At 68.1% G+C, this 16,277-nt stretch carries 17 protein-coding genes; 5 read left to right on the top strand and 12 right to left on the bottom strand.

The window, feature by feature from the left end:
* Positions 1-2: 2 nt before the first annotated feature.
* The 7 genes from ACTAQI_RS02125 to dusB form a co-directional block, all read right to left on the bottom strand.
* Complete coding sequence (locus tag ACTAQI_RS02125) at positions 3-263, bottom strand: ferredoxin (RefSeq protein WP_457949241.1); 261 nt, start codon at positions 261-263, stop codon at positions 3-5.
* Positions 260-1,525: an NADH-ubiquinone oxidoreductase-F iron-sulfur binding region domain-containing protein gene (locus ACTAQI_RS02120; RefSeq protein WP_457949240.1), complete on the bottom strand. Its 1,266-nt coding sequence runs from the start codon at positions 1,523-1,525 to the stop codon at positions 260-262. Before ACTAQI_RS02120 ends, ACTAQI_RS02125 begins: the two co-directional genes overlap by 4 nt.
* Complete coding sequence (locus tag ACTAQI_RS02115) at positions 1,522-2,079, bottom strand: ferric reductase-like transmembrane domain-containing protein (RefSeq protein ID WP_457949238.1); 558 nt, start codon at positions 2,077-2,079, stop codon at positions 1,522-1,524. Before ACTAQI_RS02115 ends, ACTAQI_RS02120 begins: the two co-directional genes overlap by 4 nt.
* Positions 2,072-3,196, bottom strand: a complete 1,125-nt coding sequence (locus tag ACTAQI_RS02110) for an FAD:protein FMN transferase (RefSeq protein WP_457949236.1) — start codon at positions 3,194-3,196, stop codon at positions 2,072-2,074. Before ACTAQI_RS02110 ends, ACTAQI_RS02115 begins: the two co-directional genes overlap by 8 nt.
* Position 3,197: 1 nt before the next feature.
* A complete protein-coding gene (locus tag ACTAQI_RS02105; protein ID WP_457949234.1) occupies positions 3,198-3,521 on the bottom strand; it encodes a hypothetical protein in 324 nt (107 codons plus the stop codon).
* Positions 3,522-3,680: 159 nt separating this feature from the next.
* Positions 3,681-5,000, bottom strand: a complete 1,320-nt coding sequence (locus tag ACTAQI_RS02100) for a deoxyguanosinetriphosphate triphosphohydrolase (protein ID WP_457949232.1) — start codon at positions 4,998-5,000, stop codon at positions 3,681-3,683.
* Complete coding sequence (gene dusB, locus ACTAQI_RS02095) at positions 4,993-6,171, bottom strand: tRNA dihydrouridine synthase DusB (protein WP_457949230.1); 1,179 nt, start codon at positions 6,169-6,171, stop codon at positions 4,993-4,995. The genes ACTAQI_RS02100 and dusB overlap by 8 nt, the downstream gene beginning before the upstream one ends.
* A 148-nt stretch (positions 6,172-6,319) precedes the next feature.
* On the opposite strand from dusB, the gene ACTAQI_RS02090 reads away from it, so the two are divergent.
* Positions 6,320-7,540 (top strand): globin domain-containing protein, encoded by a 1,221-nt coding sequence (locus ACTAQI_RS02090; RefSeq protein WP_457950965.1) that lies wholly within the window; start codon positions 6,320-6,322, stop codon positions 7,538-7,540.
* 25 nt (positions 7,541-7,565) lie between these two features.
* Here the strand turns inward: ACTAQI_RS02090 and ACTAQI_RS02085 are convergent, their stop codons facing one another.
* Complete coding sequence (locus tag ACTAQI_RS02085) at positions 7,566-8,948, bottom strand: YibE/F family protein (RefSeq protein ID WP_457949229.1); 1,383 nt, start codon at positions 8,946-8,948, stop codon at positions 7,566-7,568.
* Between the two features lie 140 nt (positions 8,949-9,088).
* On the opposite strand from ACTAQI_RS02085, the gene ACTAQI_RS02080 reads away from it, so the two are divergent.
* Both ACTAQI_RS02080 and ACTAQI_RS02075 read left to right on the top strand, forming a co-directional pair.
* A complete protein-coding gene (locus ACTAQI_RS02080; RefSeq protein WP_457949228.1) occupies positions 9,089-9,871 on the top strand; it encodes an alpha/beta hydrolase in 783 nt (260 codons plus the stop codon).
* 11 nt (positions 9,872-9,882) lie between these two features.
* On the top strand, positions 9,883-10,707 hold the full coding sequence (locus ACTAQI_RS02075; RefSeq protein ID WP_457949227.1) for a lysophospholipid acyltransferase family protein: 825 nt from the start codon (positions 9,883-9,885) through the stop codon (positions 10,705-10,707).
* Positions 10,708-10,778: 71 nt separating this feature from the next.
* Here ACTAQI_RS02075 and ACTAQI_RS02070 read toward each other — a convergent pair whose 3' ends face one another.
* From ACTAQI_RS02070 to ACTAQI_RS02060, 3 genes are all read right to left on the bottom strand, one after another.
* Positions 10,779-11,822: a GNAT family N-acetyltransferase gene (locus ACTAQI_RS02070; protein ID WP_457949225.1), complete on the bottom strand. Its 1,044-nt coding sequence runs from the start codon at positions 11,820-11,822 to the stop codon at positions 10,779-10,781.
* Positions 11,823-11,824: 2 nt separating this feature from the next.
* Positions 11,825-13,210, bottom strand: a complete 1,386-nt coding sequence (locus ACTAQI_RS02065) for a glycine--tRNA ligase (protein WP_306631838.1) — start codon at positions 13,208-13,210, stop codon at positions 11,825-11,827.
* Between the two features lie 129 nt (positions 13,211-13,339).
* Entirely contained in the window at positions 13,340-14,335 is a 996-nt protein-coding gene (locus ACTAQI_RS02060) for a DMT family transporter (protein ID WP_457949222.1), read from the bottom strand.
* Positions 14,336-14,367: 32 nt separating this feature from the next.
* Here ACTAQI_RS02060 and ACTAQI_RS02055 point away from each other — a divergent pair, with 32 nt between their 5' ends.
* Complete coding sequence (locus tag ACTAQI_RS02055; RefSeq protein WP_457949221.1) at positions 14,368-14,598, top strand: RNA-binding S4 domain-containing protein; 231 nt, start codon at positions 14,368-14,370, stop codon at positions 14,596-14,598.
* Positions 14,599-14,655: 57 nt separating this feature from the next.
* Here ACTAQI_RS02055 and ACTAQI_RS02050 read toward each other — a convergent pair whose 3' ends face one another.
* Positions 14,656-15,306: an alpha/beta hydrolase gene (locus ACTAQI_RS02050; protein WP_457949220.1), complete on the bottom strand. Its 651-nt coding sequence runs from the start codon at positions 15,304-15,306 to the stop codon at positions 14,656-14,658.
* Between the two features lie 77 nt (positions 15,307-15,383).
* Here ACTAQI_RS02050 and ACTAQI_RS02045 point away from each other — a divergent pair, with 77 nt between their 5' ends.
* Positions 15,384-16,253 (top strand): SGNH/GDSL hydrolase family protein, encoded by an 870-nt coding sequence (locus tag ACTAQI_RS02045; RefSeq protein WP_457949219.1) that lies wholly within the window; start codon positions 15,384-15,386, stop codon positions 16,251-16,253.
* The last annotated feature ends 24 nt before the right edge of the window (positions 16,254-16,277 follow it).

Raw genomic sequence — 16,277 nt, 5'->3', positions numbered from 1 at the left:
CCTCAACGGCCAGGCGCGGGCTTCGCCGGTTCCGGCACCGACCGCTCCAGCAGGCTCAGGGCCAGCTTGGGGCAAAGGAAGACGGCCTCCTGCGCGGCTTCCCGGTCGGCGTCGCGCAGCGGAACGTCCGTCCGTTCGCGGCCCACTTTCCCGCGCGCCACGGGGTACCCCCAGTCGTCCCGGTCCAGGACCCCCGGAAGCAGTTCGGCGCACAGGCCGCGGCCGTCGCAGCTGGTCCAGTCGATGTGCAGGTGTGTTTTCATGCTGCTGCGCCTCCGGGGCCCGTGCAGTATCCGGAAAGGTGGGCGCGGAAGTCGGCAGCGAAGACCTCCAGGGCGCTGCTGACCAGTCCCGTGGTTCCTTCCGGGTGCCTGCACGCACCGCGCCCGGACACCAGCCGCCCCAGGCGGTCCAGCTCGGCGGCAAGGCGGGGATTTGTTTCCCCTCCGGCGATCCGGTTGAGGACGGACGCCATGGCCGGCAGCCCGAACATACAGGGCCCGCATTGCCTGGCGGACTGGTCGGCGAGGTAGCTGACCATCCGGGCCGTCGCCTGGATGCCGCAGGCCTGCAGGTCCAGGGCATGGATCACGCCTGCGCCCGGCCGGGCCGTGCGGCCCGGTGGCCCCACCGGTGAGAGCGCGTGCGCAGCCGGCCGCACCCACCGCCCGTGGTAGCCACCCACCAGGACCGCCGACAGGGCAGCAGGGTCCATCCCCGCTTCCTGCAGGACCGCCGAAAGTTGCGCGCCGCCGGGCACCTCCAGCACCACATCCCGTACCGGGGCGGGGCCGGAGACGGACACCAGCCGGGTACCCGGGTCCGTCGCAGTCCCAGCCTGGCGGAACCACTGCGCCCCGTAGCGGGCTATCAGGGCAACCTGGGCGAGGGTCTCGACGTTGACCACCAGCGTGGGCCGGCCGTTGAGGCCGGACTCGCTGAGGCGCCGGCGCTGGTCGGTGGGGACGGCGCTGCCGTTGGCGATCATATTGACCACGGCGCTTGACTCACCGGAGATGAACGTTTCGGGCGCCTGCACCAGCCGGATCCTTTTGCCCCGGGGGCGTTCACTGATGGCCTGCCGCACGCGGGGCAGCCGGGCCGCAGGTGCGTACACGTACGTGCTTGCGCCGCCCAGGGCTTCGGCCAGGACCATCAGCCCGTCGATCACCAGGTGGGGCGCGTGGGCAAGGAGTGTCCGGTCCTTGAAGCTGAGCGGTTCGCCTTCGGCGCCGTTGGCGACCACCACGGGGCGGGCCGCAAACATGCCCTTCCTGCCGGACCCGGCAGCGGCAGTGGCCTTGCGCCAGGTTTCGAACGCCGCCCCGCCCCGGCCGGTCAGTCCGGCCGCCGCCAGTTCCTCCAGGAGTCCGGGTCCGGCAGCGCGCGGTTCCCAGGGGCCAAAGGTGTCCAGGTGCTGTTCCCACCCCGCGTCAGGGCCCGCCGCCAGGAGCCGCGGTTCCTGCCCCGTGCCGTCCTGCATCTGCATGGGCACCGGTGGATAGGTGTTATTGGCTTGGCTCACGGGAGGTTTCCTTGCCTGGCGTGGGAGGTTTCGAGGAAGGAGGGGCTCAGCCGCCACAGCAGGGCCGCGGCAACGGCCACCGCGGACGCCGCAGCCAGCAGGAGGAACCAGCCGCTTGAAACGTCGGTGCCGTTTCCCAGGGCGTGCGCCATTGCCACCGGCCAGACACCATAGCTGAGCCAGTGCACGGCCTTGAAGCTGCGCTGCCCGATCCGGTGCCGCAGCAGGCCCGTCACCACCACGGCGAGGACAAGGTCCAGGGCCACTGTTCCCAGACCCTGCCAGAATGGTTGGAAGGATCCCAGGAACGGCACCACGATGTCCACCGGATTCAACTTGGCAAAGGAGTCAAGGAGCAGCGATCCCACGTGCAGCCCCAGGAAGACCGTGGCAAGCAGGGCGATGTTCCGGTGCAGGAGGCTGATGGAGAATCGCGGCAGCACCATCAGCGGCCGGCCTGACCGGTTCAGGATCCCCAGCACCACGGACCCGGTGAACAGTGCCAGGGACACGAACCCGCTCACCCGGCCAAACGCCCACATCGCCTCATCCATGGCCGGCACCCCTGGGGCTGGAGCCTGGGCCGGTACCTGCGGGAGGTTCGCGGCTTTCGCTGGGGTCATGGCGCTCGGCGGGCCAGCCTCCGGTGGTTGCGACCCTGCCCTGGCTGTCCACCAGCCGGGCGGAAATGCCTTCGGTCCGGAACCATGCCAGGGCCGCGAAACCGCGGACGATCGCAGCGGTACTGAACGCGTTCGCTTCCAGGCAGGTAGGCGCCGCAACGCTCACGGACCGCCAGACTGGCTCGACCGGGAGGCCAAAGCGGGGGTCAAGGATGTGGTGGACCTCAGCCCCCTGATGCTTCCAGCGGCGCTTTTGCGTACTGGACGTGGCCAAAGCAAACCCGGGGGCCAGGGAAATGTGCTGGGCAGGGTCCGCAGGAAGGTCCTGCACCACAATCTGCCACTGGCCGGGCTTTCCGTCCTCCTGTGGCCCCGGCCCTGCACTCGCCAGGTCGCCTCCCAGGCCTACGAGCACCCCGCAGCCCAGCGTCCGGTGAACACCGGCAGCGGCGAGATCGGCCGCTGCTGCCTTTGCTGATGCTCCCAGGTCCAGGCGGAGGCCGGGCGGCACCGTCAGGGTCCCGCCGTCGAGCTGCAGGCGGGACCAGCCAGGCACCCGCGGTGCTGGTGGTTGCGGTGATGCAGGGCGTGGCAGTGAAGCCTGGGGCGGTGCAGCCTGCAGCGGTACCGCCACGCTGGTGAGCCCGGGCCTGCCGCGCATCCCCGGGCCGTGTCCCAGGGCGGCCAGGTCTGCTCCGAGGGTGGGGTCGACGTCTCCCCCGGTGATCCGGGCAGCGTCCAGGGCGTGTTCGAGAAGCAGCCGGAACATCGGGCTGATGCTTACGCCCCCGGCCATTCGGGGCTGGAGCCTCATCAGTTCGGAATCTTCACGGAAGCGGCTGCAGGCGAGGTCAACGGCCGCCACTACATCGCGGACCATTACTTCAGCGGCCGCAAGCAGGCCCCGGTCTGTGACGGTGACCGATGCTTCAAGCTCCCAGACGGTCCAGCTGGATTGGGCTGTCTTCTCCGAAGGGGCTGTGTGATTCGGGGTTGTTGTGCGCTCGGCAGCAGCGGCGCCAGGACCAGCCATACCGGAACGTGCCACGTCAGGACCCCGACGACCGGCCGTGGACGGTGCCGCCGTTGCCTGGCTGGACCGGCGTGGTGCTGCCGTAGTTGCCGTAGCTCTTGGAGCGGCGCGAGCTGTTGTCCTGCCGGGTCCCGTAGTCATCGTCGTCGGAGCGGGCAGAACCTGATTTGGGCGTGCTTCCCTGCGTGCTGGTGTTTGTAGCGGGAGTTGTCCTGGCAACCACGGAAGGTGTTGCGGTGTACACAGCGGCTGCCGCAACCCCGGCGGCGGCGAAGCTGCCAACGCCTACGGCCGCGGTGATCCCGGTGGCAAGGCGCTTGCCCCTGCTGCGAGTACTCATGACCTGCTCCCGTTCCTAGCGGCCTGCCTTTCCTCCCATGGTGCGCTCCCTTCCTGTGTAAATGCTTTAAGGAAGCTGTTGATCAGGCGAATGTCCATGTCAGGCCCAACAGGGCAGGTACACCAGGGCAGGTAAAGCGGGCCGGTAACCAAATGGGGGTCACCAGAGCGAGGGCAGGCTCCCCACCAGGCGCTCGTACATGGCCAGGGCGGACCCGTCGGTGAGGGACGCCACCTGGTCGATGACCACGCGAAGGCGGGCGCCGTCGTCGTCCGCCGCCCGCCAGTCGGCCGCGAACATCGGCTCCAGGTGCCGGTCCCCCGTGGCGCTGAGGGCGGTTACCAGGGCATGGAGCACTTCCCGCTGGCGCTCGTAGATGGGCTGCCGGTGCTCCGTTGTCATCACGAACGTTGTGGCAAGGCCCTTCATCACCGCGATCTCCATGACGGTTTCATCGGGAACCATCAGTTCGGCGCTGTACCGGGTCAGGTTCTCCGGCCCATAGACGGCACGGGTGGTTTCCAGCGCGCTCTGGCAGAACCGGCCGATCAGCTGGCTGGTCATGTTCTTCAGGGCTCCCATGGATTTGCGGCTGCCATCGGCCTCGCGCACCCATACGTCCGTGGCCTCCAGCCGGGCCAGGGCGGCATCAATGGCGGCGGGATCGTTGTGCGGCAGGTACCACTGCTTGGCGTAGCCCACCACGCGTGCCCGGTGGTCCGGGTTGTCCATCCAGCGCAGCTGGAAGTGGCCGGCGACGATCGCGTCCTCCACGTCGTGCACGGAATAGGAAATATCGTCCGCCAGGTCCATAACCTGGGCTTCCAGGCAGGTCCGCCGCTCCGGGGCACCTTCGCGGATCCAGTTAAAGATGGGGAGATCGTCCTCGTAGGCGCCGAACTTGCTGGTCCGCCGGCCGTGGATCACCGGCGCTTCCAGTGCCGACCAAGGATATTTCGACGCCGCGTCAAGGCTTGCGCGGGTCAGGTTCAGTCCGGCGGGCTGGCCGTCAGCCGTGAGCACCTTGGGTTCGAGCCGGGTGAGCAGGCGCAGCGTCTGGGCGTTGCCTTCGAAGCCGCCGATGGCATGCGCCACCTCATTGAGCGCCGACTCACCGTTGTGCCCGAAGGGCGGATGGCCCAGGTCGTGGCTGAGGCAGGCCGTGTCCACCACATCCGGATCGCAACCCAGGGCCCTGCCCAGTTCGCGGCCCACCTGGGCCACCTCAAGGCTGTGGGTGAGGCGGGTGCGGACAAAGTCGTCCGTATCGGGGGCCACCACCTGGGTTTTGGCGCCGAGGCGGCGCAGGGCGGAGGAGTGCAGCACCCGGGCCCTGTCCCGTTCAAAGTCGGAGCGGTAGGTGCTTTTGGGCGGTTCCTCCACCCAGCGGGCGGAATCGTGCGTGTCGTAGCCGGGCAGCGCCAGGGCGGCGGTAGGGGTTCCGGCAGTTGCGTGTCCGGCCACGGAGGCATCAGCCACCGGAGATGTCCAGTTCGGCCGCGGCAATGTCCTTGGACTGGTCTTCGTTCAAGGCCCGGGAGTCCAGCCAGTCCTTGGGCAGGGCAGGCCTCTTGGGCGAGCCGGCGCGGCCACGGGGCCCCTCGGCATCCACGCCGGGGTAGGGCGAGTCCAGATCCAGCTCGGCCAGCGTATCCCGGAGCACCTCCAGGCTGGTGACCAGGGCCAGCCGGGTGCGCAGTTCCCCGCCCACCACGTAGCCCTTGAAGTACCAGGCGATGTGCTTGCGGATCTCCCGCAGCGCCTTGCCTTCATCGCCAAAGGTCTCCACCATCAATTCGGCGTGGCGGTACACGCCCTCGGCGACCTGGCGCAGGTTGGGCCGGTGGCGGACGTCGCTGCCTTCGAACGCGGCCTGCAGGTCCCCGAACAGCCAGGGCCGCCCCTGGCAGCCGCGACCCACCACCACGCCGTCCACGCCGGTTTCGCGCACCATCCGGACGGCGTCCTCGGCGGACCAGATATCGCCGTTGCCCAGCACGGGGATATCCGGCAGGGCTTCGCGCAGCCGGGCGATGGCGGACCAGTCGGCCTTGCCGGAATAGAACTGGGCAGCCGTACGGCCGTGGAGGGCGACGGCGGCAACACCGGCATCGCGGGCGATGCGGCCAGCGTCGAGGTACGTCAGGTGGTCATCGTCGATGCCCTTGCGCATCTTGATGGTCAGTGGAATGTTGCCCTTGGCGGCTTCCTTGACGGCGGTCTGCACGATCGCGGTGAACAGGTCGATCTTCCAGGGCAGGGCTGAACCGCCGCCGCGCCGCGTCACCTTGGGCACCGGGCAGCCAAAGTTGAGGTCGATATGGTCCGCCCTGTCTTCCTCCACCAACATCCGCACGGCAGCGCCGACGGTCCCGGGGTCCACGCCGTACAGCTGGACGGAGCGGACTTTCTCGTCGTCGTCATGCGAAATGATGCGGAGGGATTCGGGGGTCCGCTCTACCAGCGCGCGGGAGGTGACCATCTCCGCCACGTACATGCCGCCGCCGTACTCACGGCAGAGCCTGCGGAAGGCGGAGTTGGTGATGCCGGCCATCGGGGCCAGGATCACCGGGGTGTCAACCGTGATGGGTCCCAGCTTCAGGGGCGGGAGTTCCAGCTTGGGGGCGGGCGGAGTTGCAGCAACAGTCACCTGTCCATTGTTGCAAAGCCGGGCAAATCGGTGATTCCGGCCAGTGCCTTTGGGGCCTTTTACGGCTGCAGGCCCGGTGCTAGCGTGGCGCGGACGGACACCCGTGAGGCGGTCCAACCCTGCAGGACGACTCCAAGGAGAGATGGAAGTGCTGTCAGATACCTCATACCCCGTCATCCAGGCCACCCTCCCCGTGGTGGGCGAGAACATCCAGGAGATCGCCGCCCGCTTCTACCGGCACATGTTCGGGGAACACCCCGAACTGCTCAATGGCCTGTTCAACCGCGGCAACCAGGCTGACGGCCGGCAGCAGCAGGCCCTTGCCGGTTCGGTCGCCGCTTTCGCAGGCTTCCTGGTCAACGACCCCACCCACCTGCCGGACCATCTGCTCTCCCGCATTTCGCATAAGCACGTGTCCCTGGGCCTGAGCCCCGAGCAGTACCAGGTGGTGCACGACAACCTCATGTGGGCCATCGTCGATGTCCTTGGCGACGCGGTAACACCCGAGGTGGCGGCGGCCTGGGACGAGGTCTACTGGCTTATGGCCAACATGCTCATCAACAAGGAACGCGGGCTGTATGACGCCGTCCGGCTAAGCCCGGAGACCGTGTGGCGCACGTGGCGGGTGGCCGAAAAGATCCAGGAAACCGACGACGTTGTCAGCTTCGTGGTGGAGCGGACCGACGAGCGGGAGGTCAAGCCGTCACTGCCTGGACAGTACGTCACCCTCCGGATGCAGATGCCCGACGGCGTCCTGCAGCCCCGCCAGTACAGCCTGACCCAGTCCGACGACGGGCAGCACCGGCGGTTCGCCGTCAAGCGCGTCCGCACGGAAGGCAAGCCGGACGGCGAGATGTCCAACCTCCTGCACGACCACGTCAACGTGGGTGACGAGGTCACCCTCTCCGCGCCCTTCGGCGATGTTGTCCTGGAATACACTGACCGGCCCGTGGTGCTGGCAAGCGCCGGCATCGGCATCACGCCCATGGCCGGCATGCTGTCCCACCTGGTCAAGTCCGGCTCCCAGCGGAAGGTCCTGTTCCTGCACGCGGACGACTCCCCTGCCTCGTTTGCGCTGCGGAACCAGGTGACGGCCGACCTCGCCGCGCTGCCCGACGGGTCCATCAATACCTGGTTCCTGAATCCGGACGGTGGCGGATCTTCCCCCGGCGGCGACGGCGGCTCGGTTCACTCGGGGTTCATGAACATCAAGGACGTCAAACTGCCGTCCGACGCCGAGTATTACCTCTGCGGCCCCGTGCCCTTCATGCAGGCCGTCCGGACCGCCCTGGTTGGCGCAGGTGTCCGGGCGAAGGACATCCAATACGAAGTCTTCGGCCCGGATCTCTGGCTGGCCGACTTCCAGTAAGCAACCGGCGGCCGTCCCCGCAGGTTCAGCCGCGGTCTGCCCGCCGGCCCCGCCGGATGGCGGGCTCCTGGCCTGGTTCGACGGCGGTGCGCCGGCTGCGTTCGTCAAGGGCGGCTGCGGCGAGCGCCCCGGTATCCCCCACGTCCTCCGCATGGCTGTGCCCGCCGTCGTCCGCCATGCCCGTTGCCTTGATGCCTGTTGCCTTGACCACCAGCACGGCGATCAGGGTGGTGACCGGGATGGCCAGGACCAGCCCGATCGAACCCACCAGGGTCCGGATGACCTCCTCGGAGAGTTCGGCGCTGGTGAGGGTGTCCATCAGCGGCCGGTCGTAGAGCATGACGATGATCAGGATGGGCAGCGCGGCGCCGGCGTAGGCGAAGGCGATGGTGTATACGGTTGAGGCGATGTGGTCGCGGCCGATCCGCATGGCCGAGGTGAACAGCTTCCGGGCGCTGCTGGCCGGTGCCAGTTCGTAGAGCTCCCACACCGCCGAGGACTGGGTGATGGTGACGTCGTTGAGGACGCCCAGGCCGGAGATGATGAGTCCGCAGAGGATCACGCCGGAGATGGAGATGTTCGACGACGTGTTCACCAAGGTGGCGGCGTCGTGGCTGCCCACGCCGGCCAGGTTGGCGGCGTCGGTGGCCCACGCTGCCAGCAGGGCGGTGATGGCCAGCCCGAAGATGGTGCCCAGGAGCGCGGTTGACGTGCGCGCGGAGAATCCGTGGGCGAAATACAGCACCCCGATCATGATCACGGTGGATCCCACCAGGGCCAGCAGCAGGGGCGGTTTGCCTTCCACCAGGCCAGGGAGCAGGAAGTTTGCGAGCACGAAGTATGCGCCCACCAGCCCGATCAGGGCACGCAGCCCGCGCCACCTGGCGACGGCGATGACCACCACCGCGTAGAGCACCGCGAGCAGGACGATCGGCATGGTCCTTACGAAGTCCACGAAGATGTAGGCCGGCGACCCCTGTGCCCCTGCCGCACCCTGGGCGTTGGAGAGGTTCAGGTACCGGATCTGGTCCCCGGGCTTGACCCCGTGCGAGGAGGCAACGTCGGGGTTGATGACCACCTTCACCGGGCTTCCGCCCTTGTCCGGCTCGGTGAAGGCGAAGGTGCAGTCCGAGCCTTTCCCTGGCGCCTGCTGCGTTGAACCCTGCTGGCCGGTGCCCTGCTGGCCCGATCCCTGCTGGCCGGTGCCCTGCTGGCAGTTCTCCGTCACCACGTTCTGGATGGTGCCCGTATCGAAGGTCACCCCAGGGGCGGTGGAATAGGGGTTCGCGAGCGAGACTCCTTCCTTGCTGCCGGATGGCCACAGCGCGGCCATCCCGGCGAGGGTCAGCAGCGCCAGCGGAATGAGTACCGCGGCCAGGATGCGGTTCGCCTTGCTGCGGGCAGCCATCGCCTGGGGCGTCGGCTCCGAATGATCCAAGGAAGCGTGGGAGTGACCGGCGCCCATCAGCAGTACAACCTCATGGTTGAACTCTACGTGGGGCGCCATAGGGTTTATAAATGGACCATCGGGATGGGGAGGAGCCAGGCATGGACAACCGGAGTACGCGTGGGGCCGGCAGCAGTGGGACAGCAAACAACGGGACGGTGCGGGCCGGGCAGGTCCCAGTTGCTCCCGCCCACAAACCCGTCCTGAGCGTCCTTGAAGCATCCAGTGACACCAAGGGCGTAGTCCTGGTCCTGCACGGCGGCAGGGCCCACAGCCGGGACCCGGTGGAGGCCCGGCACCTGAGCCCGGCCCGGATGGTTCCGTTCGCCAGGCACCTGCACCGCGCCGGCCGGAAACACGGCCTCGCCGTGTGGTCCCTGCGCAACAGCGTCCGCGGCTGGAACGGCCCGGACATGTCCCCGCTGCAGGACGCCAGGTGGGCCCTGCAGCAGATCGCCGAACGCCACCCCGACGTTCCCGTCTTCCTGCTGGGCCACTCCATGGGCGGGCTGACCGCCGTGTGCGCAGCAGACCACCCCCAGGTGGAGGCCGTGGTGGCGCTTGCCCCCTGGCTGAGCCCGGAAACTCCCGCCGCCAACGTCGCCGGGAGGAAAGTCCTGATCATCCATGGCACCACTGACCACATGACCAGTCCCTCGCAGTCACTTGCCTTCGCCCGCCGGGCGTCCGCGGACGCGGCGAGCATGCAGTACGTGTCGCTCAGGGGCGTGGGCCACTTCATGCTCCGGAAAGTCCGCGTGTGGCAGACCCTCGCTACCGGGTTCGTCATCAAGTCCTTCACCGAGAGCACGGGCGCCGGCATCCAGCCGTCCCGCGCCTTCACGGAACTGCTTCCCGAGTCTTCCGTCCACGTCACCCTCTAGGTTCCGTTCCCGTGCCCTGGCGTCCCCCGTCCAACGACCGCTTCTACCGGCTGATCGTCCGCACGGGCCAGTTCCTGCGCTGGGCCCTGCAGTTGGACATCCGGGCCACGGGCCTGGAGCACCTGCCCGCACAGGAACCTCCGGGCGGACCATCCCGGCAAGCTGCCCCCGGTGACGGCGCGGTTTTTGCCGTGACGCACTTCGGCTACGTGGATTTTGCCGTGCTCGAGCTGCTCCTGTGGCGACGTGCCCGTGCCCAGCTGCGGTTCCTGGTCCACCAGGGCGCGGCGGACCACTGGCTTGCCGGCCCAGCCATCAGCGCCAGCGGCCATGTGGTGGTGGGGTATGCGGACCGCTCGGACGCCTACGCGGCTGCGGTGGCCAAGCTGCAGGACGGGGAATACCTGGCGGTGTTCCCCGAGGCGGGGGTCAGCAGGAGCTTTACTGTCCGCGAATGCCGGACCGGGGCCGTCCGGATGGCCGCGGAGGCAGGCGTCCCGGTCATTCCGGTATCCATTTGGGGCGCCCACCGGGTGTTGACCCGTGGGCACGGCTTTTCCCTGCGGCGCGGCTGGCGGGCGCCCATCCGGGTCCATGTGGCCGAGCCCCTGATGTTTCCGGCGGACGTTGACGTGGAGGCGGCCACCGACATGCTGCGCAGCACCCTGCAGTCCGGGATCGACCACTGCATCGCCGGCTTTCCGCTCCAGCCGGAACCCGGGGCATGGTGGGTGCCGGCGCACCTGGGCGGCGGCGCCCCCACCGATGCCGAGCGGCAGCTGCTGGACGCGGCTGACGCAGCCGCGGGCCGCCGTCGTGCTCCCCGCACCAAGTAGCCGGATTAAACGACGGCGCCACGTGCCGTCCGGGAACGGCACGTGGCGCGATGCAGTGGGCCGGAAGTGCCCTAGTCGGAGACCACCAGGGTTTCGGCGCCCGCCAGCCGGGCTTTGCCACTGTCCAGGAGGGGCTCGACGGCGGCGCGCAGGGCGGTCATGGAATCGTCCAGTTCCAGCATGACCGGGTGCTGGTAGGCGATCAGGGCGAGCATGTCCCGGACAGCCTCGGCCGCATCGTCATCGGCCAGTGCCGGCTCGTGGCCCACGAAAACGTCCGTGGGCGTGTCCGGTCCCGCGCTCCCGGCAGCGTCCGCATGGGGTGCGTCGTCGGGGCCGGCAGGGGCGGCGTAGCTGACCGCGAACGCCCGGATGCGGCCCTTCCTGCCCGGCGTCACACCGGCACCAAACGCGGATTCCGGCTGCGCCCGCAGCACGATTGCGCCGTGGGCGCCGGTGAGCTCGTCCAGGAACAGCTTCTGCACCTGCCCCACCGACAGGACCCCCGGGGAGTCCCAGCCGTGGATGGAGGTGTAGTAGCGGCCCACCACGTCAGTGAGCTCCACTGAGCCGGTGGCCAGGTCCATCACGATGTCTGAACCGGCGTTTTCACCGTCAATGGGGCGGCCGCCGTGGTCCTTGTCCGGGAAGACGGGCAGCTTCAGGGCTCCGGGTTCCACGATGACCAGCCGGGAGCGCTGGATCGGCGCCAGCCCGAACTCTTCAGCGAACGCGGCACCCGCGGTGCCGGGTTCCACCTTGGCGCGGAGCTTGGTGACGCCCGACGGCGCGTTTTCGGCTTCGCGCCGCAGCATGGTCAGGAGGCTGGCACCGATGCCCTCGCGCCGGTGGTCCTTCGCCACTTCGATGTACGTCCACAGGCGCTCGGGGTGCAGCGAGGCTTCATAGACGACGCCGGCAGCCACAGGAATGCCCACGTCGTCAACGACGTCTTCCGCCACGATGCAGCGGCGCCATGGCATGCCGTCCCTGCCGTTGGAGGACACGGCGAGGGCGCCACGGAACTGCCGGGCCTGCGCGGTGTCCGGGTCGCCCCAGATTTCCAGCAGCGCCAGGTCGTCGCCGTCCCGCCATTCGCGGTATTCGATGGCCATGCTCAGGCGCCGATCAGGCGGGCGGCCAGGTAGCCTTCCACCTTGTCCAGGGAGACGCGTTCCTGGCTCATGGTGTCCCGCTCGCGGATGGTGACGGCCTGGTCCTCGAGGGTGTCGAAGTCCACGGTGATGCAGAACGGGGTGCCGATCTCATCCTGGCGGCGGTAGCGGCGGCCAATGGCGCCGGCGTCGTCGAAGTCGATGTTCCAGTTCTTCCGCAGCTGCGCGCCCAGGGCCTTGGCCTTCGGGGACAGGTCCTCGTTGCGGCTCAGCGGCAGCACGGCGGCCTTGACCGGAGCCAGGCGCGGATCAAGCTTCAGCACAGTGCGCACGTCCACGCCGCCCTTGGCGTTGGGGGCCTCGTCCTCGGTGTAGGCGTCTACCAGGAACGCCATGAAGGAACGGGTCAGGCCGGCCGCGGGCTCAATGACGTACGGGGTGTAGCGCTCGTTGGTGGCCTGGTTGAAGTAGCTCAGGTCCGTACCGGAGGCCTTGGCGTGGGTGGAAAGGTCAAAGTCGGTGCGGTTGGCGATGCCTTCCAGCTCGCCCCATTCGGAGCCCTGGAAGCCGAAGCGGTACTCGATGTCCGTGGTGCCCTTGGAGTAGTGGCTGAGCTTTTCCTTGGGGTGCTCGTAGAAGCGCAGGTTCTCCTCGCGGATGCCCAGGCCCGTGTACCAGGCCATGCGCTCCTTCATCCAGTACTGGTGCCATTCCTCATCAGTGCCGGGCTCCACGAAGAACTCCATTTCCATCTGCTCGAACTCACGGGTGCGGAAGATGAAGTTTCCGGGCGTGATCTCGTTGCGGAAGGACTTGCCGATCTGGCCGATGCCGAACGGGGGCTTCTTCCGGGAGGTGGTGAGGACGTTGTTGAAGTTCACGAAGATGCCCTGTGCGGTTTCGGGGCGCAGGTAGTGCAGGCCTTCCTCGTTGGCGACAGGTCCCAGGTAGGTCTTGAGCAGGCCGGAGAACTCCTGCGGCTCGGTCCACTGGCCGCGGGTGCCGCAGTTGGCGCAGGCGATGTCCTTCAGGCCGTTCTCCGCCGGGCGGCCCTTCTTTTCCTCGTATTCCTCTTCGAGGTGGTCAGCGCGGTAGCGCTTGTGGCAGGAGAGGCACTCCACCAGGGGGTCGGAGAAGACCTCCACGTGGCCGGAGGCCTCCCATACCTGGCGGGGCAGGATCACGGAGGAATCCAAGCCCACCACGTCCTCGCGGCCGCGGACCATGGACTGCCACCACTGGCGCTTGATGTTTTCCTTCAGCTCCGCACCCAAGGGCCCGTAGTCCCAGGCAGAACGCGAACCTCCGTAGATCTCACCGGCCTGGAACACGAAGCCCCTCCGCTTGGAGAGGGAAATGACCTGGTCGAGGACGGATTTTGCTGCCATGGGGTAACTCCAGTTTCTACAGGGCCGCTGGGTGCGGTCCGCGGTTGTCAGGCCCCGGCTGCCGTATGCCGGGGCACAGCGGGCAGCGGGTCGGGGCGGATGAAGGAAGGTGGTGGGAAAGCTTGAGTCCTAGCGTACCGGCCGCTGCCTGCGCAGCGCGCCCCGCGGCCAGGGCAGAGTTGCCAGGATGATGGCGCCGAGCGTCAGCAGGGTCCCCAGGACGGTGGCGGGAGCGACGACGGTTCCCGGGGCAGGCAGCGCAAGGTCCAGGGCCAGCGAACCGAGCAACTGGCCTGCGATCATGCCCAGCCCGGTGACCAGGACGCCCAGGCTGCGGACCAGGAGGGCACCCAGACCAATAAAGACGCAGCCCATGGGTCCGCCCAGGTAGTACCACCACTCCGCGGGCAGCGGATTGGCCGGGCCCGCCACGGCCAGCTTCGCAGCCAACGCCACCCAGAGCACCGTACAGCCGGCCACGAAGTTGACCAGGGTCGCGGCAATGGGGGTGCCGTAATGGACGGTGGCGGTGCCGTTCATGGCCTGCTGGAAACTCATGAGGAAGCCTGCCGCCACGGGCAGCAGGACGGGAACGAGTAATGCACCCGGGCCGCCTTCGGAGCCGGCCCCTGCGCCGCTGAACCGGGGTGAAACGGCCCAGGCCACGGCGGCGATGGTCAGGACGCAGCCGATGATGCGGATGCCCGTCACGGATTTCTTTCCTGCCGGGCCAATTCCCAGCCGGTCCACCAGCAGACCGCTGACGGTCTGTCCGGTGACGGTGGCCACCGTGAAGAGTGCCACTCCGAGGATGCCCACGGTGAAGGACTGGGCAAACACGAACAGCGCACCGATGGCACCGGCCACGACGTAGATGCGGGGAAAGGCGCGCGTGCGGACCGCAGGGAGGATGCTTGCCAAGCCGGCCCGGCCGCGTGGCAGGACCAGCGAAATGACGATCATAACCAGCAGGCCTGTGCTGAAACTCACGGCCGCGGCGGCGATTCCGTCATTAAGCCGGGCACCCAGGGCCCCGTTGATGCGCCCTTGGACGGGGATGGCGAGGCCGGAACCCACGGCCAAGGGCAGGCCTGCGAGTACCGGCAGGCGCGAAGGGGAGGTCATTGAATCCACCTTAGTTCAGGCATTATTGCTGTATGAGCAACCCCATTGACGACGTCCCCATCCGCGACAGCATGATCCGGCTGGGCCAGCTGCTGAAGCTCGCCAACCTCGTGGAGGACGGGGTGGAGGCGGCGGAGCTCATCAAGAACGGGCTGGTCAAGGTCAACGGCGAAATCGATGACCGCCGCGGCCGCCAGCTGCACAACGGCGACATCGTCACAGTCAACGGCCACTCGGTGAAGGTGGTGGCACCGGAGGGCTGACCTCCGGTGGGCCGGCGGCGGGCCGGCCTCCCAGGCCGCCGCGCCGCCGTCGTCCGCCTACTTGTTCAGCACCTCGTGGGTGAGGAACTCCCCCACGTGCCCGATCTCCTGCTGGTTGATGCCGTGCCACATGCCGGTGTACAGCACCTTGATGAGCTTGACGTGCCTGCGCACCCAGCCCATGGTGAATTCGATTTTGTCCTGGGTGATCACGGGATCCTGCTGGTCGCGGCCCCAGAACATGGGGACGGTTCCGTCCAGCTCGGCGTCCTTGAAAGTGGGGTCGTCGCCGGCGTCCACCACGAAGCCTGAGAGTCCCACGACGGCGGCAAAGTCGGTGGGCCGCTGGCGCAGGAGCGTGGTGGCCATGGCCATGCCCATGGAAAAGCCAAGCAGCGAGACGGAGGGGTGGCCCACCCTGATGGTGTCGATCCAGTCCAGCACGTAGGCCGAGGCCTTCTTGACCCGGTCCAGCGAGTAGTCGATGGAGGCCGTGAGCGGGAACCACGTGAAGCCGGGGCCCATGGCGATGGGCGCGCGCACTGAGGCGACGGCGAAGTCCCCGGGCAGCATGTCGGCGAGGCTGAGCAGGTCCTGTTCATTGGCGCCGTAGCCGTGGAGCAGCACCAGCAGCGGCTTGCCGGCACGCTGGTCTTCCGGATGGGACCACAGGACAACGGGGGCAGGAAATACTTCGGCGTCTGTCATGGTTTCCATTCTTACAGTTACCGGAAAGTAGCAACCTACGTTCGCGTAGGCAGCGAAGCGGAAGGCAGGATAGGACCGTGACTGACGCAAGTGCCATCCAGACCCCCTCCGTGCACCCCGGTTCCCACCCCTGGACCCGGTACGTGGCGATGGGCGACTCCTTCACCGAGGGCATCGGCGACCCCGAGCCTTCAAGCCCCGGCGGCCACCGCGGCTGGGCCGACCGCGTGGCCGAAGAGCTGGGCCGCACCCAGCCGGACTTCGCCTACGCCAACCTTGCCGTCCGTGGCAGGCTGCTGCAGCAGATCGTGGACCAGCAGCTCGCGCCCGCCCTGGAACTGAAGCCGGACCTGGTGACTTTGTCCGCCGGCGGCAACGACCTGATCCGTCCCGGCGGCGACCCTGACGCGTTGGCCGAGAAACTCGATTCCGTGGTCCAGATCCTGTCCATGGGCGGCGCCACGGTGGTGTTGTTCAACGGCCCGGATACAGGTTCGTCGGTGCTGGGCCGGATCCGCAGCAAGGTGGCCATCTACAACGAGAACCTGCGGACGGTGGCAGCGCGCCATGACGCCGTCATCGCCGACATGTGGTCGCTGCGGCAGCTGAGCGACCCGCAGATGTGGGACCAGGACCGCCTGCACTTCTCCCCCTTGGGCCACCACACCATTGCGGCGATGGTGCTGGATGCGCTGAACGTGCAGCATTCCCTGGAACCGCTTCAGCCCAAGCCACTGCCGCCGCGGACCTGGCGGGAGGCCAGGAGCGGGGACTTCGTGTGGGCGCGCGAATACTTCGTGCCGTGGGTGCTGCGCCGGCTGCGCCACCAGTCCTCCGGCGACGGCATCACGGCAAAACGGCCGACGCCGGGTCCCGTCTTTGGCCCCGGCGTTCCGTTGGGATCCGGCGAGGGTCCGTTGGGAACCTCAGAACCCAGCCGCCGGTAGGGCCGCCGGGGTTACGCTGGAAGG

This window comes from Pseudarthrobacter sp. alpha12b, assembly GCF_054130495.1.
The sequence above is the reverse complement of the archived record's forward strand: the minus strand, read 5'-3'. Positions and strand labels throughout refer to the sequence as shown.

Excerpts from the sequence above, each read along its gene's own strand:
- ACTAQI_RS02125 (WP_457949241.1), bottom strand. The coding sequence starts at position 263 with ATGAAAACACACCTGCACATCGACTGGACCAGCTGCGACGGCCGCGGC.
- ACTAQI_RS02115 (WP_457949238.1), bottom strand. The coding sequence starts at position 2,079 with ATGGATGAGGCGATGTGGGCGTTTGGCCGGGTGAGCGGGTTCGTGTCC.
- ACTAQI_RS02105 (WP_457949234.1), bottom strand. The coding sequence starts at position 3,521 with ATGAGTACTCGCAGCAGGGGCAAGCGCCTTGCCACCGGGATCACCGCG.
- ACTAQI_RS02085 (WP_457949229.1), bottom strand. The coding sequence starts at position 8,948 with ATGGCTGCCCGCAGCAAGGCGAACCGCATCCTGGCCGCGGTACTCATT.
- ACTAQI_RS02080 (WP_457949228.1), top strand. The coding sequence starts at position 9,089 with ATGGACAACCGGAGTACGCGTGGGGCCGGCAGCAGTGGGACAGCAAAC.
- ACTAQI_RS02070 (WP_457949225.1), bottom strand. The coding sequence starts at position 11,822 with ATGGCCATCGAATACCGCGAATGGCGGGACGGCGACGACCTGGCGCTG.
- ACTAQI_RS02065 (WP_306631838.1), bottom strand. The coding sequence starts at position 13,210 with ATGGCAGCAAAATCCGTCCTCGACCAGGTCATTTCCCTCTCCAAGCGG.
- ACTAQI_RS02060 (WP_457949222.1), bottom strand. The coding sequence starts at position 14,335 with ATGACCTCCCCTTCGCGCCTGCCGGTACTCGCAGGCCTGCCCTTGGCC.
- ACTAQI_RS02055 (WP_457949221.1), top strand. The coding sequence starts at position 14,368 with ATGAGCAACCCCATTGACGACGTCCCCATCCGCGACAGCATGATCCGG.
- ACTAQI_RS02050 (WP_457949220.1), bottom strand. The coding sequence starts at position 15,306 with ATGACAGACGCCGAAGTATTTCCTGCCCCCGTTGTCCTGTGGTCCCAT.